Source organism: Chryseobacterium sp. MIQD13 (genome assembly GCF_050496705.1).
Lineage (GTDB): Bacteria > Bacteroidota > Bacteroidia > Flavobacteriales > Weeksellaceae > Chryseobacterium.
The window spans coordinates 335,831-355,298 of record NZ_JBNWAF010000002.1 but is presented as its reverse complement, the minus strand read 5'-3'; the positions used below and the strand labels follow the sequence as shown (position 1 = coordinate 355,298).

Genomic DNA, 19,468 nt, shown 5'->3' with positions numbered 1-19,468 from the left:
TTATGCAAAAATATAATTTTTACCAATAAAGCAGCCATTTTTAACAAAGTTTAATATTAAAATATGCTTAAAATCATGTTTAAAATGACTGATCCATGTAGCTTTCGGAGGAATTTATCTGAAAAAATTAATAATCAGGGTTCAAAAGCATCATAAAATTACAAACTATAAATGATAAAATTAAAATCGGAGATTAAAATATTCTTAATTCTATTAAAAAACCGCCACAATATAGATTGTGACGGTTCGGTTTTTATAGTATTTAATTACTATTCTTTAATAATTTTCACTATTGTTTCAGAATTATTGATTCTTACTAAATAAGCGCCGGATATTAAAGAAGAAAGATCTGTTCTTTCATTTTCAAATTTTCCTGATTTTACCAATTGGCCGGACAGGTTATAAATCTGATAGTAATATTCTTTAGCTATATCATTTCCTTTGATGTACAGCATATTCTTCACAGGATTCGGGAAAACTTCAAGCTTGTTCTGAGCTACTTTTTCCACGATCACTGCTTTTGCAATAACATCTTTTGCTTTAGCTAGAGCAGTCGGAGCAACAGGAATAGCGAATGGCTCGTATCTTCCGATTTCTTTTCCGTTTGCATCGTACTTAATTTCAGCACAACGGCAGGACATAGCTGCCTGAGGACGGAAACCAAATGTTGGCGTTAAGAAATAATAAGGATTGGAGCTTACTTTAAATAGCATTCCTAAAGAACTCCCACCGCCACCCTGGCTGGCGGATGTCCAGATACCGGAATACAGGAAAGCCTTTAAACCTGAGGCGCCATTAAGATAATCGTTCATCGCATTACCTCCGTTAAAACCTCTTATACCCGTATTAGGAAATAAACCTATATTGTATTCTGGTCTATTTAATGTATATCCATAAGCTACGGCTCCTTTTCCTGAATAATAGGCATACAGAGTACCTCCGATATAGTTATATTTAGCCGGGTCATAATTTTCATACTTCACCACTGCATTGATATCTCCCGGATCTATACCATAAGCATTATTAAATTGCTTATTATAGAACCAAGGCGTATTTCCTTTTGAAATAAAATTACCAAGAATAATCCCGGTGGAAACGCTTTCAAGATCCACTATTCTCCAGCCTGCAGGGCATGGGTCGTATGCAGATTTTTCGGTAGCATGGCCCCATCTTTCCGGCATAGTTCCGTTTTCGTCAGAAACCCAGTCTAATTTTGCTGCATCAGTTTGATATAGATAATTTAGAGGGTTGTTAACAGAATACTTCACTATTTTCTTCAGCTTATCGGCTTTTGAATCGGATGAAGAAACATTAGCAGCAGCTGAGTATGCAGGGTAAGCCTGGGTATAAGAAGTTAAATAATCTGATTCAGGCATATTAGCTGTATAAGGTATTGCTCCGGTAGTAGCATTGGCCGGGTTATTTTGTCTGAATACATTATATGCTGCGAAATTGGTTCCATAATTGTAATAAGACGGTCCCGGATTGTAAAACACTGGTAATGGATCTTTTCTGCCCCATTGATAGTGCAGACCACCACTTTCACTAATTTGAGCTAATCTGGCTAGTGTGGCAGGATTTCCTGTAGGAAAGCTAGCTGTAGTAGGAGCGGCCAGACCTGATGCAAATACGGAACCGGATGGTTCATAAATATGTTCATTCACTAACTTTTGTCTAGCTCCGAGATCCCTGTCCATAAAGGTAGTTTTCATAGGAACTCCTGCACTGGTCATTGGATCTACAAACTGATTATTGGCAGGAATAACACCTCCGTTACCTGAGTTTTCCGGATCCACATCGTAGGTTGTGATTACAGATTTTGGAGCCCAGATATGCCAGCTCCATAATACAGGATCATTGTGCTTGTTTGCCGTCCAGGTACCGCTTCCCGTATGGAATGCAACTACAGCATTTCCAGACTGGTTCTGGTTTAGTGTAACTTTTAATATAGCAGTATCTATTGAACCCTCTATAATTTCCATCTTCTGGATCAAGCTTGTATTATTGGTCCATACTACAGATGAGGTTCTCGTACCTTCTGCAGGGAAAGAGGAATCCGCACTTAAATGAAGCTTATGCATTGCATATGCCTTTCTTAAAGGAATTTCAATGATTCTGTCATTATCCTTATTGGTATCAACTTTATTTCCGTTTGGATTAGGAGTCACCAGTGCAGGATTGGTATATTCTACGTAACTGTTCGGAAGCCTAGTCCATGATTTTAACGTTTCCAGAGAATAAGCTTCACTTCCTGAATAAACATATTCAGTATCAAATGCTGCAGGCATAAAAGCTGCATTCGGATCGGAAATACAACGAACACCGCCACCACCTGTATATGCACTGCTTGAGAATCTATGCCATCCCGGTCTAGGTTTGGAACCACTTAAAGGATCTGAAATCAAAGCTAATCCGGCAGCTCCAAATGAAGGATAACGTACCCCGTTAATAACTTCAGAAGCTGTGATGAATGTAGAGGTTACCAGCCCTCCATCTGCACTCTGATCCTGGAAGTTTATAACCGGAGTGATCCATCCCGTACCATATTTTAAAGGGCTTGTTGTATTGGGATAAGATTCATAATTTCCGTTGATAGGGAATTTACCTAAATTCATTCCGGAAACTCCTGAGAAATCAAATCCGAACTGAGGATAAACTTTTATACCTGGATAGTCGTTATTTAATGAAGTCGCATTAAATTCCGGATCTACAGTATTTCCTGTATGTTTACCCCAAGGACTGTATCTGTTTTCATCAGGCATTGGCGTACTTGAGTTTCTTCCTCCTGAAAAATAACTTGAAGGCACTCTCCAGTTACACGGACACGGATCATATGGTGATTTCAATGCATATCTGGAGCTGGCTTCGCCAACAAGAGGATCATCTATATCTGAATAATTACCCTGACGCGTATCTCCCCATAAATCCCACGCCACTATATTTTCACGATATGGCGGAACATATTTCTTATATTTTTCTTTTGAGAACCATGTGGTCATTCCTACCGCTGTCCAGCTGTCATTACTATTTTGCTTTATAAAGTCTTCACCATCATTTGATAACGCCTGATCTTTCTTAGCAACATAAATTGGTGTTGCAATAAAGCTGATCGGATTTTGTATAGAGAATCTGATATTTCCGTTAGGAGTATCTGTTCCGGTATTAAGCTGAGTAGTGTATTTGTTACCTCTTACTTTGATGAATTTGGATTGGAAAGCAGGATCATTATAATCTAAATTGATCTCTCCACTAATAGGGTAGAGGCTTAAATCTTTAAGACCAAATGCAGGGAACGGGTCTTTTCTTCCCCACTGATACTGTAATCCGGCAGATTTATGCCAATCGTTTCCTACAAAATCAGCATTGGTTGCTCCCAGGTTTCTGTCCATCCATTTCCAGTCTGTAACTGCAACTCCGTCTTTATTTTTTTCAAAACCGTGATGATAAGTACTTCCATTGGTTCTCGGATCATCAGTAACCCATATGTGCCATGTCCAGTAGATTTTGTTATCTACTTTGTATGATACTACAGCATTACCTTCTTTCACTTTATTGATCATTACTTTGATCTTGGCATTTTCTCCAGAGCCTTCCAAAGTAACAGATTTAATAAGTCCCGGTTCATCTTCCCAATACAGTCCTGCTTTTGTGGTGCCCTGCTCAGGAATAGGTGTATAATTGCCACTGTCGTTCTTCATAAAGTCACCGCCTTTTGCCCACATTTCGTAAGCTTTTTTTACAGGAATATAAAGACCATCTACATCGGCATTACCATTTTTGGTGTCTTTACCTGTGAAAATGTAGCTGTTTGGTGCTTTTGTCCAGTCTGCATAATCAGATTGGGCACCTGAATTTATGGCAAAGCAGGTAACAGGGCAGTCTTCAGTGGTTGGATTACTAAAGATACCTACATACTTTATAAATTTATTGATCTCGCTTTCTATGTCGATCAAAGGTCTTGACGGACCATTCCAGCCAGCGATCACTTTTCTGTTTCTAATAGCACCCACACCATACAGCGAAGCCTGGGAAGTATTACTTAGCGAAAAGTTTTCCGATCCGGGACCTCTTTGCTTGTTATTAAGCGGAGGATACCCAAAATCATCAGTAGTATTGTAGTTACTTATGGCAGAAAGAGAAACATACTGCCCGTTGGCTTTATAAACTCTTAATCCTGTAACTTTACTGATAACAATTACAACAGGCTGCTGGTTGGTGAAAACATCACCTAGCTTTTCATTGATATAATTGTAAAGGTTATAATACCTGTTAAGAAGAGAGTTAGGATTTGTAAAATCTAAATATCCTCTTCCCCAAGGTTCTCCACCTTCTTCAGGAGGCAAAAACCAGTTGCTGAAGTTGATAAAGAAACTTTCATTTGAAAATTTTCCTGCAAACATATAAACCGGATCATGATAAGAGAACTCGAAAGGACTTGTATCACTATTCTGGTAAATAAATTTTTGAGAGCTTGCTATGGTGGCAAGATTATTAGGGTTTGTGATATTGACAACCGGTGAATTGGCATTGGAATTATCTAATGCTGCATTTCCCTGAAAAGACAAAACAATATCATCTAATTTTCTCTCCAAATGTTGAGAGGTTACTCGGTCCTTAACTCCTGAAACAGTTCCATTTGAGTTGTAGGATACCGTTCCGGCTTTTTTAGGAGTAAACAGAATTGTGTACTGATTTTCATCCAGATCACAATTGGCATAGGTATAATTCGCCTGTTTGTAATGGCTTACTGTTTTATCCCATGTAATTGAGGACCAGTTGGTAATAGTTGCGTCTGAACTTAACTCGACCTTAACAGAATGCGTGTTTAAAGCCGACTGCGGCAATTCAAAATTAGCTGTAAGATCTTCATTATATTCATAGTTACCAGCAAAAGTTTTACACCACAGGGAGACCCAGTTGTTTTGGGCATCCTTGTACTTGATTGTAACTTTTACATCTCCTGAGGTATTTGGTTTTTGAAAGTTACCTTTGATAACCACTAACCCCTTTTCATTCACATTTTGTGAAATGACGATAAGAGGATCCAGATCATAGACACTTGGCGGTAAAGGTGTCATATGCTTGAATCCAATACTGGTCTCGCTGGCTCTGGGGACAGGGACTGTCTTTGCCCATGCATGAGACGATGCAATACAAAGTACTGCAGTAAAAATCTTTAAGGTCGATTTTTTTTTCATACGTATAGAATTAAAAGTGTTTTTTTACGAAATAAGGCATAGAATGATATTGCATAAAATATTGATAATCAATCAATAATCAGGATTTGTGTCAATCCCAACTTGATAAACTGAACCCAGTTTTATTTCTTGGTTCTTATTTTAGGCAATGTCAGTAATTAAATCAGATTCTTATGAGTAAGCTTCAGAAATAATGAATAGGGCAGTACAGAAAACTGCTCCTGTTTAGGAAGTGAATTTTTTTTCATGGTTTTAAGTTTTTATTGTGTTTTTGAAAAAAGTAATTAAAAATTTCAGACCAGCTTAATTTTTGGAAAACTTTTCAACAAAAGTCGAAAAAAAAATATTTTCCCACAATAGAGAAATTAATTTTTAAGGAAAATGTTGTATAAATTTATAAATTCACATAAATCATTTTCAGGTTTCATATCCGATAAACTTCTGTAGACCCTTCTGTCAGATGGTTCTTTTTTATAGATCTTCCAAAACAGGCTTCCGGTATTTTTATAAAAAAAACTGCCCCAATCTAATTGAGGCAGTTCATTTTACGAATAATTATCTGCTTATTGCTTGATAATTTTCACTATGGTTTCAGAATTATTGATTCTTACCAGATAAGCTCCCTGAGAAAGTGAAGAGACATCTGTCTGCCTGTTTTCAAATTTCCCTTGTTTTACAAGTTGTCCTGAGATATTGTAAATCTGGTAATAGTAATCCTTATCGTCGGCATTGATGTATAGGGTACTTTTCACAGGATTAGGGAAAACAGTCAGTTTTTTGCTGTCTTTCTGTATTTCTTCAATTTGTTTTTTAGGCAAAATAGTAGCTGCTTTTCCTGCCGTGTTTTTCGGAACAGGAATTACAAGCGGATCATATCTCCCTATCTCGTTTCCGTTGCCATCATATTCTATTTTTGCACAACGGCAAGACATCGCAGCCTGAGGACGGAATAAATTGATAGGAGTAAGTAGGAAGAGCCTGTCATTCTGTGTAGGAGAATTCTGGCCAATTTCTGTATTAAACAACATACCGATTGCATGATCAGTAGCCGGTGATGAAGTCCAGATTCCTGACACTTTAAAGTTATCATTTACAGCATGCTCTCCGGTAAGAGTAAGGTCTTTCATAGCGCTCAGCATGGAATTTCCTCCTATATAACCTCTTATCCCGTTATTAGGGAAATTACCAATATTATATTCTGGCCTATTTAAAATAAATCCATATCTAACCTGTGCTCTTCCGGCACCTGTTGACCTCACATATCCTCCTATATAATTCAGTTTATTGGCATCATAAGCTTCATTGTTTACAAATATATTATAGTTTGAAGGATCTATGCCATATACCGGCTTATTGTTTTGAATAAAGCTTGCATTATAGAACCAAGGTGTATTTCCTTTTGTATAAGAATGGTAACCATCGAACAGATTCACACCATCAATAGCAGAAATCATAGTGTCCGGGATTCTCCATCCTTCAGGGCATGGGTCATAAGGTGATTTTTCTACTGCGTGTCCCCATCTGTCTCCGGCAAGTCCGTTTTCATCAGAAATCCAGTCTTTTGCAGTTGAAGATGCAGGCTGATACATAAATATTGAAGGATTATTAACAGAGTATTTTAAAACTTTTTTAATTTTATCATATTTCGTGTCATTTGCTGTAATACCATTTGAATAGACTGAATATGCCTTAGAGTAATTAGTTTCATAGGCTGCTTCATTTATTGCTGTATATACGATATTTCCTGCATTTATCCCCGTTTGTTTGTATACAGAGTATTTTCTAAAGTTATCACGAATACTTCCTCCAGAATCATGCTCATAAAAACCACCTGCATAGTAAAATACAGGAATAGGATCTTTTCTTCCCCACTGATAATGAAGACCTCCGCTATTTTTAATGGCCTGTACTCTTGATGCACTTGCTCTGGCTCCGTTAAATTCTATTTGTGCATCTCCTACAAAATGCTGATCCAGAAAAGGTGCTTGTGCTCCCAAATCTCTATCCATGAAAGTAGTTGTCAGTGGAACACCATAATAGCTTTTCACAGGATTTATAAACTGTCCGCTTGGGTCACTTTTAATACCGTTAAAGGCGCCATTTTCTGTTTTAAATGCAGGAGAATATTCCTGAACAACTGATTGCGGTGCCCAGATATGCCAGCTCCACATGATAGGGTCTGTATTGTTCCCATTTGACCAGGTTCCGTTGCTTCCCAAATGGAAGGCCACGACAGCATTACCGGTTCTGCCTTCTTTCAGTGTAACTCTTAATTTTGCATTTTCCAGCGTACTATTGTCTATGATTTCTATGCTTGAAATCAGAGTCTGATCTGTCGTCCAGACTACTGAAGTGGATTTTACATTTCCCGCAGGCATTTCACTATTTTCGGATAAGTAAAGCTTTTGCATTGCATAGGCTTTTCTTAGCGGAATATCAATTACTCTGTCTTTATCTGCTGCATTTGGAGTGTTTAATGTAGAATTTGTGTATTCAATGTAGCTGTTTGGTTCTTTAGCCCAGCTCTTCAGCTGCTCCAATGTATATTGAGAGGCAGGTGTATATACATATTCTGTATTAAATGCAGTCGGCATATAGCTGTTATTAGGATCCTTTATACAACGTACCCCTCTTGACTCATAAGTGTTTCCGTCAATTAAACGGTTATGGGCCAGAAAATGCCATCCCAGATTTGAGTGATTGGGAACGTTTCCTGCGTCAGATACATATACCAGTCCTCTTGTTCCTATTTCACTTGGAGCTCCGTAGGTGAAGAATGTAGAACTGTGTAATGCCCCGTCAGTAATCTGATCTTGAAGAACAGCTTCAGGACCTTTGTTTGCAGAACCCATTCCAAGGAATATTTTACTGCTGTTCCTGTTAATACCTGATCCGTCTTTTAAAGTCATTGGCTGAGGATAATACTCATAGTTGCCGTTAATAGGAATTACCCCCAGATTTCTTTCAGATACTCCATTGAAATCAAAACCGTAACTAGGATAAACTTTTATTCCGGGATAATCACTGCTTGGAGAATCAGGAATAATATTTGTTGTTGTATTTCTGCCTTCTTTTCCCCAAGGACTTGCATTGGCGTCTCCTGCAACACTTGAATAGAATGAAGGAACTCTCCATTCGCAAGGACAAGGGTCATAAGGCGATTTCATGCTGTAATACTTGCTTTTTTCTAAAACAAACTGATCACTTGTAGAAGGGTTACTGGTAGTCCATTTGCCTCCTCTGGTATCACCCCATAAATCCCAGGCTACATTGTTGTAGTAATTATTAGAGTCAAAAGTTTTGAATTTGTTTTTAGAGAACCATGTTGTATTTTCTTTTCTTACCCAGTCTGTAGCATTAGGACCTTGAACAGCATAGTTTTCTCCATTCTCAACCGGAGTTTCCCCTATTTTATAAATATAAACCGGAGGTACAATATAGTTGATAGGATTTTTAATAGAGTATCTGATATTTCCATTTGGAGAATCGAATCCTGTATTATTGTTATTTCCGCTGGCGTCATTTGGCTGAATATTTCCTCTGAACTTCACCGGAACCGGATTTTGCTGGGCAATTCCCGGAGTAAATTTCCCGGCTTCCCCATCTATTTTAAATACCGGAAAAGGATCTTTTCTTCCCCATTGATACTGGAGACCCTTGGTTTTATCCCAGCCGTTACCTGTAAGCTTTGCATTGGTAGCCCCAAGGTTTCTGTCCATCCACTTCCAGTCTGTGACCAGATTTCCTTCTTTGTCTTTTTCAAATCCCTGATGGTAAGTACTTCCGTCCGTAGGATCATCTGTTACCCAAACATGCCATGTCCAATAAATCTTATTATCTACTTTATAGGAAACAACAGCATTACCTTCTTTAAGCTTGTTTACTAAAACTTTGATTTTAGCATTTTCTCCTGTACCTTCAAGACTTACAGACTTAATCAGCCCTGTTTCATCTTCCCAGTACAGCCCCGCACTGGCAATACCCAGTTCAGGAATAGGTGTGTAATTACCACTGTCATCCTTCATAAATTCCCCTCCCTTGGACCACATTTCGTAGGCTTTTTTTACAGGGATATAAAGTCCGTCCACATCAGCATTATTGTTCTTTTTATCTTTTCCTGTAAAAATATAACTGTTAGGTGCCTTTGTCCAGTCAGCTACAACACTTGGCTGTGCTCCGGGATTGATGGTAAAACAGTTGACGGAACATTCTGAGGAGTCATTTTTATAAGCAGTTGAGTTTCCAAATACACCGGTATATTTAATGAATTTGGAAATTTCTCTTTCAATATCCTGTAAAGATCTTCTTCCCTCGTAGCTTAATGTAGCGTCATTTCTCAATGCTCCTACACCATAAAGAGTCATTTCCGATGTATCAGAAATAAGCAGGTTCTCAGAACCGGGACCTCTTCTTGCTACATAATTGGTATATCCGAAATAAGGACCGCCATAATTGCTTGTAGTAGAGGGGTTCAGATCAATATAGGTACCGTCACTTTTATAGATTCTCAGACCTGTTGAAAGACTGGATACAATTACTACTGGCTCCTGATCGGGAATAAACTCAGCTAAATTCTTCCAGGTTCTGTTGTATAAATTGAAATACCGGCTTTCTACATTGGTAGGATTTTTGAAATTAAAATATCCCGGTCCATCAGGTTCTCCCGGCCATTGACTGAATTTTATGAAAAATCCATTGGCTGAAAACTTACCGGCAAACATATATACAGGATCATCATAACTGTATAAATAAGGTATTGGATGGCCCGCCATTTCATTGTAGATGAATTCAGGAGTAGATCCAAGTGAATTACTGATTGCTCCTGTATTGACCAGTTTTACAGATTTTGTCCCATTGGATTCTGTGATAATATCTGATGGATTGGCTGGAGAAAAAACAACATCGTTTTTTTTATTGTCCATTAAGACATTACTAAGCTTGTTCCAGGAGTGTGCTGAAGTTACCCTGTCTTTTATTCCTGTTGCTTTTCCGTTAGCATCTGTAGTAAGTGTACCTTCTTTTTTCGGTGTCAAAAGCATGGTGTACTCATTTTCATCCAGATCACAGTTTCCGGTCGAGTAATCTCCCTCCTTGTAATGGTCTACTGTCTTATTCCATACAACGGTAGAGAAATTGTTTGTATCAGAGCTTAATTCAACCTTTACATTGTAAGTGGGATTTACGGAAGCTGGTAATTCAAAAGTTGCTTTTAAAGTTTCATTATACTGATTATACGAGTATAACGTTTTGCACCAGCCTGTAACCCATTCTCCCTGTGCATTCTGATATTTGATGGAAAGAAGGATGTTACTGTCTGTAAAAGGTTTTGAAAACTGGCCGCTCATGACAACCAATCCTTTTTCATTCACATTTTGTGAAATAACGATAAGAGGATCCAGGTCATAGACACTTGGTGGTAAAGGTGTCATATGTTTGAATCCAATACTGGTCTCACTGGTTCCGGGGACGAGATTTGCCCTCGCAAAAGCATGAGACGGTGCAGTACAAAGTACGGCAGCAAAAATCTTTAAGGTCGATTTTTTTTTCATACGTATAGAATTAAAAGTGTTTTTTGAATGATGAGATAACTACTCCAAGATGTCGTAAAAGGCATGGATTAATGCGCTGTTTCAATCCCAACCTGTTTAATAAGACTGGAATTTTGTCGACAATTGAAATCCTTTAACGTTTCTTAGTTAGTGGTATAGGAAGAGCTTAGGCTATATAGAAAACTGCCTGTGCTTAGATAGTTGTATTTTTTTCATGCTTTTGTGTTATTTAGTTTTTGTTGTGTTTTTTAAAGAAATTTTAAAATTCAAGTAAGCTTAATTTTTTAAAATTTTTTACAAAAGTCGATAAAAAAATATTTTCCCACAATAGAGAATTTAATTTTTTAAAAAAATATTGTACAAATCTGCAAATCTTTATGAATGATTTTTTAAATTTTATTGTTGATATAAGCCTCTGTCGCACTTTCTGTTGCATAAATCTTCCCGGGATTTCCAACCACCACAGAATTGGCAGGGACATCAAAATTTACGTAGGAATTAGGTGCAATCAGAACATTGTTTCCAATTGTAATTCCACCTACAATTACAGCATTGGCTCCTATCCAAACTTCGTCTGAAATTGTAGGAAAACCCTGAAGTTTCCCACGGTTTTGCTGTCCGATTGTAACGCCTTGTGCTATATTACAGTTTTTCCCGATTTTGGCTTTAGGATTGATCACTAAACTTCCCCAGTGTCCTAAGTAGAAACCTTCTCCAATTTCCGTTTCCGGATAAATCTGATAGCCATATTTTATCTGGTAATGTCTGAGGACAAATTTCCAAAATACTCCTAAAACAGACTTTTTGTTGTACTTCTGAGCTTTTCTTAAGATATAAATAAAATGCAGGTTCGGATTGATACATTTTTTCAAGATCTCAAATGAAGAGAGCCATTTTCCGCTTTCCCGGTAAAAATCTTTTTGTATAATCGTATAACTCATTTTAATCTTTTTTATAATTCGTCAATAATCTCCTGAAGCTGTGCTACAGACTTTTGCAGCACAAAAGGAAGGTCAGTCGAAGCAATCTCTTTTTCATAATGATTGGCAAGTTCCTGGTTGGTGAGGATCTTTTTCATTCCGTCATAAATCCCATCCTCTGAATTGGGAGTAATAACTCCTAATTTGCCCTCCTGAAGAAGATCTTTTATCCCTGAAACATCTGTAGACACAATGGGTTTGTTCAGGATCAGAGCTTCCGCAATAATGGTAGGAAAACCTTCATGCCTTGAAGACATTATGTAAAAATCAGCCTTTTTCAGATAAGGGTAAGGATTGCTTCTGAAACCAAGCATTTTCACAGTTTCCTGAAGACCCAGCTGATTCAGCTTTGCGTGTATATTTTCAAAATCGAAGCCGTCGCCAATAATGATGATCTGATGTTTCAGCCCTTCATCAATCAAGTTTTTATGTACATCCAGAAGTCTGTCGTAACCTTTCTGTGGATAAACTGTTCCAATTGTAATAAAAGTGGGAATGGTATTGGAAAAAGGATAGTCATCAATTGGTGTATTGGCCTTATTCAAAGTATCATCCTTATCTATAGGATTAAAGATTTTAATAACCGCCTGTTTCTCTCTGTCATTTTGAGCCACTTTCTGCATTTCCTCTTTCAGCTTATTGGAAATTACCAGTATCCTGTCAAATTTGAAAAGCTGCCTGATCACATCCGGGGTATATTCCTTCAGATTAAAAATATCGTTCTGTATCCAGATAATCTTTTTTGAATCTTTCTGCGGACTGGAAAGAAGTTCTCTGTACATCCCATGGATAGCTGCAATTTCTACATCGTATTTTTTATTTTTCAGCACAAACCGGTAAAGAAGACCCGGGAACCATAAAAACATTTTCTGATAAAGCACTCTGAACGCTTTCACCGGAATTTCATGGGGCCTGTTGGTAGTAATCATTTCTCCTTTAAGAAGATAAGAAAGATTAACCCATGACGGAACTTCCTTGATGTACATTCCTGTGTACAGATTAATCAGCAGGTCTATTTCATATTTGTCCTCAGGCAGGTTTTTGAGAAAATTGACAAGAACCTTTTCTGCACCGCCATGCCGGAGAGAACCTATGCGAATAAGGACTTTCTTTTTTTGTGACATAAAACTATTAGTCGATTACGATATTATTTTTATAAAATCTTCTGGATACAAAATAACTGAATAAAGATGGGAAAAATATTATTAATAAAAGTTTAATGATATGTTTTTTATGCGCAGTAAAATTGTTTATGACATATTTGTTCACTTCTTCCTGCGTAATTTCCGCATGGGCACTGAATTGTGACTTTATAAATGTTTCAACTTCATTTTTCATTCCAACATTTTTTTGTGACAGAGACTGGCTGTTGAAAACCCTTCTGTAAAGACAAAAAGGACTTTTAAAATGTTTAAACTGAAACCCTAAACTTGCTGCTCTCGAGAAAAAATCTCTATCCTCCGAATAAGAAAGTTTTTCATTAAATAATATTTCAGAAACTAATTTTTTACTGAATAACGTAGAAGAGGGAGTCAGCATATTGCTTACATACATAAGCTGAAATTTAGAAAATTCACATTTTTTATGCAAAAATCTCGTATCTCCAAAAAACTGGAGATCACAATACAGAACATCATAGCTCGTATTACTATTCAGATAGGTAATAGCATCATTGATTGCCGGTAACAGCTGGTCATCTGAATCCAGACACAATAAAAAATTACCTTTTGCCTGCTTCAAACCTACATTTCTACTGGCGGAAACACCGGAATTCTCTTTATGAATAACGATTGCGTGAGAATCTTTATATTCTTTCAGAAAACCTACCAATTCATTATCCGTAGACCCGTCGTTCACAATAATGACCTCGTAAGAATACCGGATCTGAGCCTCGGCAATACTTTTCAGACACTCTCTCACATAAGTTAAAGGAGTATTGTAGACAGGGATTATTATAGATAACTTTAAAGAATTTGTTTCCATTGTTGTGCTATTTTTTCTTTCTTCCATTTGCGTGTTTCTTCGTAAGAAGATTTCATTAATGTGTTTAATTTATTTTCATCGTGCACAAGACTTTCAAGTTCCGCTATAAATTTTTTCTCGGCATGAAGAGGAACCAGGAATCCGTTTTTTTCATTAATAATATCAGAAGGCCCGTAATTACAGTCATACGCCACCAGGGCATTTGAAAAAAACATGGCCTGTATCAATATTGTAGGCAAAGCTTCTGCAGTAGAAGTCAGACAGTTGATTTTTGAAGAAGAAAGGAGCTGATATACTTCCTCCATGTTTCTGCTTCCTAAAAGTTCGATCTTTGAGGTCAGATTTTTATCAATTACTTCCTGACGTATACGGCTTTCTTCTCTGCCGCTTCCTATGATCACCACCTTCCAGTCTTCAGGCAGATTTGTTTTAGAAATAATATCTATGAAGGCGCTTATATTTTTTTCAGGATCAAGTCTGGCCACTACGGAAATAATGTTTTTCTTTTGCTCAGGCTGAATATAGTTTTGATTTTCAACCTCATTGTCCATAAGATTATAGATGGTGAGTGAATTTTCATTAATTCTTTTATAATGGATCTCGCCCGGAATATTGGTGCTTACAATTGTTCTTAGATTCTTATAATAACGTCTTAAACCTTTATTCCAGAAAATACCTCCCGATGTGTAGCTCATATGCTCCCAGGCAATGGTTTTTTTACTGATTTCTGCATCCAACGAAAGCATTGAGGAAATTTTATACCAGCACGATACAATAGTGTCGTAGTTATGGTGGTTTTCCTTAATCCATTCTTTCAGGGTTTTATAAGAACCAAAATCATATAAATAGGAATAAACATTATATATTTTCGGGACTTTATTGAATTTCTTGTAAACTGAGGTCGCAAATAATGAATGCTTATTGGCAAAAGAATCAATATAATGCTTTTTTATCTTGGGATTTATAGGATAAAAATCCTTGTGTGGAGCCATCAGAAAAAGAATTTCGATTTCATAATTCTGCTCTGTCAATTCTGAGGTGATGTTGGATAACACCTTGGCTACACCACCAGGTTTAATATTCTGGTAGTATATAAATAAAATTTTTCCGGTCATTTGTGTGTTTTGTGTCTTATTTTATTTTTCTGGCCTTTTTGAATTTATAAGGAAGGTTGGCCTTAATATATTCATCCAGTTTTTTTCTGTCTTTTTCCAGTTCTCTGGGATATTCGGGGCTGCTTTTTAAAACAATATCACCATAATCTTCTATCGTACACAAAAACTGTGCGGGATTGCCGATAAATACTGTATTATCAGGCATAGATTGTGATAAAACTGAATTAGCTCCCAAAATACAGTTGTTTCCGATCTGTACGTCATGAGTAATAACACAGTTTATTCCGATTGTGGTATTATTCCCTATTTTTATTCTTCCGAAAATTCTTGCATCTTCATAGCCGGGAAGCTTTCTCAGAAGAGTAGTGGTTCCGCCGTGGTTTACAAACCTTACTCCGGCAGCAATATTCACATCATCCCCGATTTCTATCAGGTATGGTTCAGTTCCAAAGAAAATTTTATCAGGCATATTGAAATTTTTCCCGACTTTCATGCCACGGTTTTTCGCCGCTTCAAGGCTTGCCTTGTTGAGAAAAGTATGGAACATGGAATGTATTTTTAATACTATTCTGTAGATGAGCATCATTATTGTGAATTGTTTTTTAATTTTGCAAAGAAAAAGAAATTTATTTATATGATAAAAGTTTCCAAAATAGAATATTATCTACCGAAGAATGTTCTTACCAATGAGGATCTCGAAAAAGAATTCCCTGAATGGAGCTCAGACAGAATCCATGAAAAAGTAGGCATCAGACAGCGCCATATATCTTCAGACAATGAGACTGTATTGGAGCTTGCCGTAAAATCTTCCGAAAAAATTTTCGAAAACTATGACAGGAATAAAGTAGATTTTATTCTTTTCTGTACCCAAAGCCCGGATTATTTTCTTCCCACTACGGCCTGTATTTTGCAGGACAGACTGGGGCTCAGAAGAAATATAGGAGCTATGGATTTCAATCTTGGCTGCTCCGGATTCGTTTATGGACTGGCTTTTGCTAAAGGATTAATAGCAGCCGGTATTGCAAAAAGTATTTTACTGATCACATCAGAAACATATACAAAGCATATCAACCCGAAAGATAAAGCCAACCGAAGCATATTCGGGGATGCTTCAGCATCTGTGATCGTTGAAAAAGATGAAAATGCCAAAGATTACCAGTTTTGTCTGGGAACGGATGGAAGTGGTGCGGAAAACCTTATTGTAAAGAAAGGAGCATTTAAAACAGACTTTCAGCTTAACCCTGAAAACGAGTTTCATCCTGAAAATCTTTACATGAACGGACCGGAAATTTTTAATTTTACCATTGAAAATATCCCGGGACTGGTAAAAGAAACCTTGGAAACGAACGGACTGACGATGGATGATATCGATCATTTTGTTTTCCACCAGGCCAATTCTTTTATGCTGAATTATTTAAGGAAGAAAACTAAAATACCGGCAGAAAAGTTTTATATTGACATGGAAAACACAGGGAATACAGTTTCTGCAACCATTCCTATTGCCCTTAAAAATATGATGGATAAAGGAATAATTAAAAAAGGAGACAAAGTATTGATGGCAGGTTTCGGAGTAGGGTATTCCTGGGGAGCAACAGTACTGGACATTTAAATAATAATAACAAAAAGTCGTAAAATTTAAATATATGAAAACATCAGTTTTTTTAGAGAAATTACAAGAAGAATTAGAAGAAGACGAAACATTAACCACTGAAACCAATTTAAAACAGCTTGAAAGCTATGACTCTATCAGTCTGCTTTCTGTGATTGCATTTGTTGATGAAAATTTCGATAAGAAAATTGACACGAAGCATTTCAAAGATATAGAAACTGTTTCTGATCTTATGGATGTTATTGGTAAAGAAAACTTTGAAGATTAATGAATCCGTTTTCTTTAAAAGATAAAACAATTCTTATTACAGGCGCTTCTTCCGGTATCGGGAGAAGCTGTTCTGTAGAATGCAGTAAAAGCGGAGCACATCTTATCCTTATAGCCAGAAACGAAGAAGAACTGCAGAAAACAGTCTCTATGCTGTCTCCGGATACCAAATCGGAAATCATTATTGCAGACATCACGACTGCTGAAAACCTCGAAGAGCTGATTGCTGAAAAAGTATCGGTTTTAGGAAAAATATCAGGGTTCATTCACTGTGCGGGAATAGAAAAGACCCTTCCTCTGAAAAAACATACTCCTCAGCTGTACACAAATATTTTTGCCGTCAATGTTATTTCAGGATTTGAAATTGCCAAAATTTTATCTCTCAAAAAATATAAAAACGAAAATTCCAGTTTTGTCTTCATTTCTTCTGTAGCAGGAATGGTTGGCGAAATAGGAAAGGCTGCTTACTCAGCAAGCAAAGGCGCTGTAGTTTCCGGCGCCCGATCTCTTGCTATGGAACTTTCAAGAAGTGGAGTAAGGGTAAACAGCATAAGTCCTGCTATGGTAAATACTCCCATACTGGAAAAAATGTTCGAAAATATCGGTGAAGATGCTGCAGAAGAGATCCTTAAAAAACATCCTCTGGGAATCGGTCAGCCTGAAGATGTGGCCAATGCCTGTATTTTCCTGCTTTCGGATGCCTCAAAATGGATAACCGGATCAAATCTTGTGGTAGACGGCGGATATTCCGCACACTAATTTTTTCTGTAAAGATCTTCCAGGATACCTTCCACCGAGTCAAATATTTTCTGATTATCAAACTGGTCTTCTATAGTTTCCAGGTTTTTTCTGATCTTGGCAATAAGCTCAGGATCTGTCAGAAAAGTTTTCATGGCAGTATACATTTCATCTGTTTCATAATTGATGAGGTAGCCCGTTTCGCGGTCTTTAATCATAACCCCCACATCTCCAGTATCAGTAGCAATGATAGGCTTTTGAAGGATTAAAGCTTCAGCAATTACCAACGGCCATGCTTCAGATTCAGAAGGCAGAATGAAATAGTCTGCATTTTTCACATACGGATAAGGGTTCATCCTGTTGCCACTTAAAATAAAGGTATTCTGAACATTATTCACACGGATCTGCTCGGTGAGGTTTTTCATTTCCTCGCCGCTTCCCACTACGATAATGCTGTGGTGAAAACCTTCATCAATCAGTTTTTTGTGAGCGTCGATCAGCTTATGGTATCCTTTTCTGTTATGAAGACGCCCTACCGAAACAAAAACAGGTCCTTCAGGAAGTTTTTCAATCTTTTCCTGTGCCTTTTTCTTGATTTCATCAATAGGAATAGCATTAATCACTACACTTTCTTCGGGATATTTCATCTCCGGATAGTACTTATGCATAAGATCTTTGATTTTCTGCGAACAATAAATCATATGATCAAACTGCGGGAAATTTTCAAGAATATCAGGAACAAGCGGCTGTAAGGTAGGAACATTAATTTCAGAGTGAAACCACCCTATTTTCTTGGAATCTTTGTTACTGGATTTGATAACAGATGAAAATGCAGAATAAGTGGGAGCAATTTCAATATCAAATTTCTTATTTCCTAGAAGATGATCGGAAATTTTATGATTTCTCAATGCGCGGGAAAGTTTCAGTCTTCTGCGGACCAATTGAAGTTTATGAATCAAAGGGTTTTTAGAGAAATCTTCTTTTCCGTTAGTAAAATATACCTTTTTTACATGTTCCGGGAACTCATTTCTCAACTCACCCTGATTAAGGTTCAGACAGACTGTGATATCAAACTTGTCAGGATTAAGATTGTGAAGAATGCTGAGGATCACTTTTTCCACGCCGCCCATTTCCATAGAACGGTGTCTGAAAAGAACTTTTATTTTCTGATTTTCTGCTGACATTTACCTGAAAAATTTTTGTAAAGTAATGGAGATTTTTCTTTTTATCCTATATGGAACTGAATTCTGATATTCCAGAAGCTTGAAAATTTCCTGCTGACCGGGATAGTTTTCCGGAATTTTCATTCCGTTGATGCTTTTGAGATGTCTTCTCTTCATAGCATTGAAAACCACCTGAGAAAAATACTCATAAGACTTCGATTTATTATCATTCTGGGATATTCCTCCCGTGTGGGTTCTGTAGAGATAATTGGTGTCATCAATAAAGTAGACGTCACCTTTTTCATAGAGTTTTAAATAAAGATCCTGATCTTCCGATATCTTCAGACTGGGATTCATTTTTTCTGTCTGTTCATAAACATCTTTTCTGAAGGTCACAAAATGGGCAATCTGGATAGGATAATTAAAGAAATACGGATCGTTATTCTGAACCTGCATGGCAGATTTAAACGGAGCAATAGGCTTCAGGTCCTTATCACAGCTCATAAATCTTGAATAAGCAAGCACTACATTTTTTTTCTGTGTAAATACGCTCACTGCTTTTTCAACAGCTTCAGGAAGAATGGCATCATCCGGATCTACAAAACCGCAGATATCTCCGGAAGCCAGCTCAATGAGCTTGCTTTTGGTAACACCTACACCGGAATTTTTTTCATTTTCGAAAAATTTAAACCGCTCATCTCCTGCAATCGTAGCTTTGATCTGCTCTTTTTCTTCCTCAGATGAGGCATCATCCAGAATAACGGCTTCCCAGTTTTTATAGGTTTGCGCAAGTAACGAACTGTAACAGTCCTTAAAAAGCCTGGCATTATTGTAATGGGCAATAAGTATAGAAAATTTCATCTGAA

Annotated in this window: 12 protein-coding genes; 3 read left to right on the top strand and 9 right to left on the bottom strand. The window is 37.2% G+C overall.

Annotated elements, in window-relative coordinates; all coding sequences use genetic code 11:
• Window positions 1-269: 269 nt before the first annotated feature.
• The 7 genes from ACQWU4_RS08685 to ACQWU4_RS08655 all read right to left on the bottom strand — a co-directional run bounded on the left by ACQWU4_RS08685 (window position 270) and on the right by ACQWU4_RS08655 (window position 15,372).
• A complete protein-coding gene (locus ACQWU4_RS08685; RefSeq protein WP_429935372.1) occupies window positions 270-5,198 on the bottom strand; it encodes a T9SS type A sorting domain-containing protein in 4,929 nt (1,642 codons plus the stop codon).
• Between the two features lie 563 nt (window positions 5,199-5,761).
• Entirely contained in the window at window positions 5,762-10,747 is a 4,986-nt protein-coding gene (locus ACQWU4_RS08680; protein WP_429935371.1) for a T9SS type A sorting domain-containing protein, read from the bottom strand.
• A gap of 389 nt (window positions 10,748-11,136) precedes the next feature.
• A complete protein-coding gene (locus tag ACQWU4_RS08675) occupies window positions 11,137-11,688 on the bottom strand; it encodes a serine O-acetyltransferase (RefSeq protein ID WP_429935370.1) in 552 nt (183 codons plus the stop codon).
• A gap of 11 nt (window positions 11,689-11,699) precedes the next feature.
• Window positions 11,700-12,851 carry a glycosyltransferase gene (locus tag ACQWU4_RS08670; RefSeq protein ID WP_429935369.1) on the bottom strand — a complete coding sequence of 384 codons (1,152 nt, stop codon included), beginning with the start codon at window positions 12,849-12,851 and terminating at the stop codon, window positions 11,700-11,702.
• A gap of 7 nt (window positions 12,852-12,858) precedes the next feature.
• Entirely contained in the window at window positions 12,859-13,710 is an 852-nt protein-coding gene (locus ACQWU4_RS08665) for a glycosyltransferase family 2 protein (RefSeq protein ID WP_429935368.1), read from the bottom strand.
• On the bottom strand, window positions 13,692-14,825 hold the full coding sequence (locus ACQWU4_RS08660; protein WP_429935367.1) for a glycosyltransferase: 1,134 nt from the start codon (window positions 14,823-14,825) through the stop codon (window positions 13,692-13,694). Before ACQWU4_RS08660 ends, ACQWU4_RS08665 begins: the two co-directional genes overlap by 19 nt.
• A gap of 16 nt (window positions 14,826-14,841) precedes the next feature.
• Window positions 14,842-15,372, bottom strand: a complete 531-nt coding sequence (locus ACQWU4_RS08655; RefSeq protein WP_429935366.1) for an acyltransferase — start codon at window positions 15,370-15,372, stop codon at window positions 14,842-14,844.
• Between the two features lie 48 nt (window positions 15,373-15,420).
• On the opposite strand from ACQWU4_RS08655, the gene ACQWU4_RS08650 reads away from it, so the two are divergent.
• From ACQWU4_RS08650 to ACQWU4_RS08640, 3 genes are read left to right on the top strand one after another with little or no spacing between them, the layout of a single operon-like run.
• Complete coding sequence (locus ACQWU4_RS08650) at window positions 15,421-16,434, top strand: 3-oxoacyl-ACP synthase III family protein (RefSeq protein WP_429935365.1); 1,014 nt, start codon at window positions 15,421-15,423, stop codon at window positions 16,432-16,434.
• Between the two features lie 34 nt (window positions 16,435-16,468).
• On the top strand, window positions 16,469-16,702 hold the full coding sequence (locus tag ACQWU4_RS08645; protein WP_429935364.1) for a phosphopantetheine-binding protein: 234 nt from the start codon (window positions 16,469-16,471) through the stop codon (window positions 16,700-16,702).
• Window positions 16,702-17,460, top strand: coding sequence for an SDR family NAD(P)-dependent oxidoreductase (locus ACQWU4_RS08640; RefSeq protein WP_429935363.1), 759 nt, complete (start codon window positions 16,702-16,704; stop codon window positions 17,458-17,460). Before ACQWU4_RS08645 ends, ACQWU4_RS08640 begins: the two co-directional genes overlap by 1 nt.
• Here ACQWU4_RS08640 and ACQWU4_RS08635 read toward each other — a convergent pair.
• Together ACQWU4_RS08635 and ACQWU4_RS08630 are read right to left on the bottom strand one after the other, a co-directional pair.
• Window positions 17,457-18,623: a glycosyltransferase gene (locus ACQWU4_RS08635; RefSeq protein WP_429935362.1), complete on the bottom strand. Its 1,167-nt coding sequence runs from the start codon at window positions 18,621-18,623 to the stop codon at window positions 17,457-17,459. The two genes, ACQWU4_RS08640 and ACQWU4_RS08635, sit on opposite strands and share 4 nt — an antisense overlap.
• Complete coding sequence (locus ACQWU4_RS08630) at window positions 18,624-19,463, bottom strand: glycosyltransferase family 2 protein (RefSeq protein ID WP_429935361.1); 840 nt, start codon at window positions 19,461-19,463, stop codon at window positions 18,624-18,626.
• Window positions 19,464-19,468: the final 5 nt, after the last annotated feature.

Coding starts and splice junctions, on each gene's coding strand:
- ACQWU4_RS08635 (WP_429935362.1), bottom strand. CDS start 18,623: ATGTCAGCAGAAAATCAGAAAATAAAAGTTCTTTTCAGACACCGTTCT.
- ACQWU4_RS08630 (WP_429935361.1), bottom strand. CDS start 19,463: ATGAAATTTTCTATACTTATTGCCCATTACAATAATGCCAGGCTTTTT.
- ACQWU4_RS08645 (WP_429935364.1), top strand. CDS start 16,469: ATGAAAACATCAGTTTTTTTAGAGAAATTACAAGAAGAATTAGAAGAA.
- ACQWU4_RS08655 (WP_429935366.1), bottom strand. CDS start 15,372: ATGTTCCATACTTTTCTCAACAAGGCAAGCCTTGAAGCGGCGAAAAAC.
- ACQWU4_RS08685 (WP_429935372.1), bottom strand. CDS start 5,198: ATGAAAAAAAAATCGACCTTAAAGATTTTTACTGCAGTACTTTGTATT.
- ACQWU4_RS08640 (WP_429935363.1), top strand. CDS start 16,702: ATGAATCCGTTTTCTTTAAAAGATAAAACAATTCTTATTACAGGCGCT.
- ACQWU4_RS08675 (WP_429935370.1), bottom strand. CDS start 11,688: ATGAGTTATACGATTATACAAAAAGATTTTTACCGGGAAAGCGGAAAA.
- ACQWU4_RS08665 (WP_429935368.1), bottom strand. CDS start 13,710: ATGGAAACAAATTCTTTAAAGTTATCTATAATAATCCCTGTCTACAAT.
- ACQWU4_RS08660 (WP_429935367.1), bottom strand. CDS start 14,825: ATGACCGGAAAAATTTTATTTATATACTACCAGAATATTAAACCTGGT.
- ACQWU4_RS08670 (WP_429935369.1), bottom strand. CDS start 12,851: ATGTCACAAAAAAAGAAAGTCCTTATTCGCATAGGTTCTCTCCGGCAT.
- ACQWU4_RS08680 (WP_429935371.1), bottom strand. CDS start 10,747: ATGAAAAAAAAATCGACCTTAAAGATTTTTGCTGCCGTACTTTGTACT.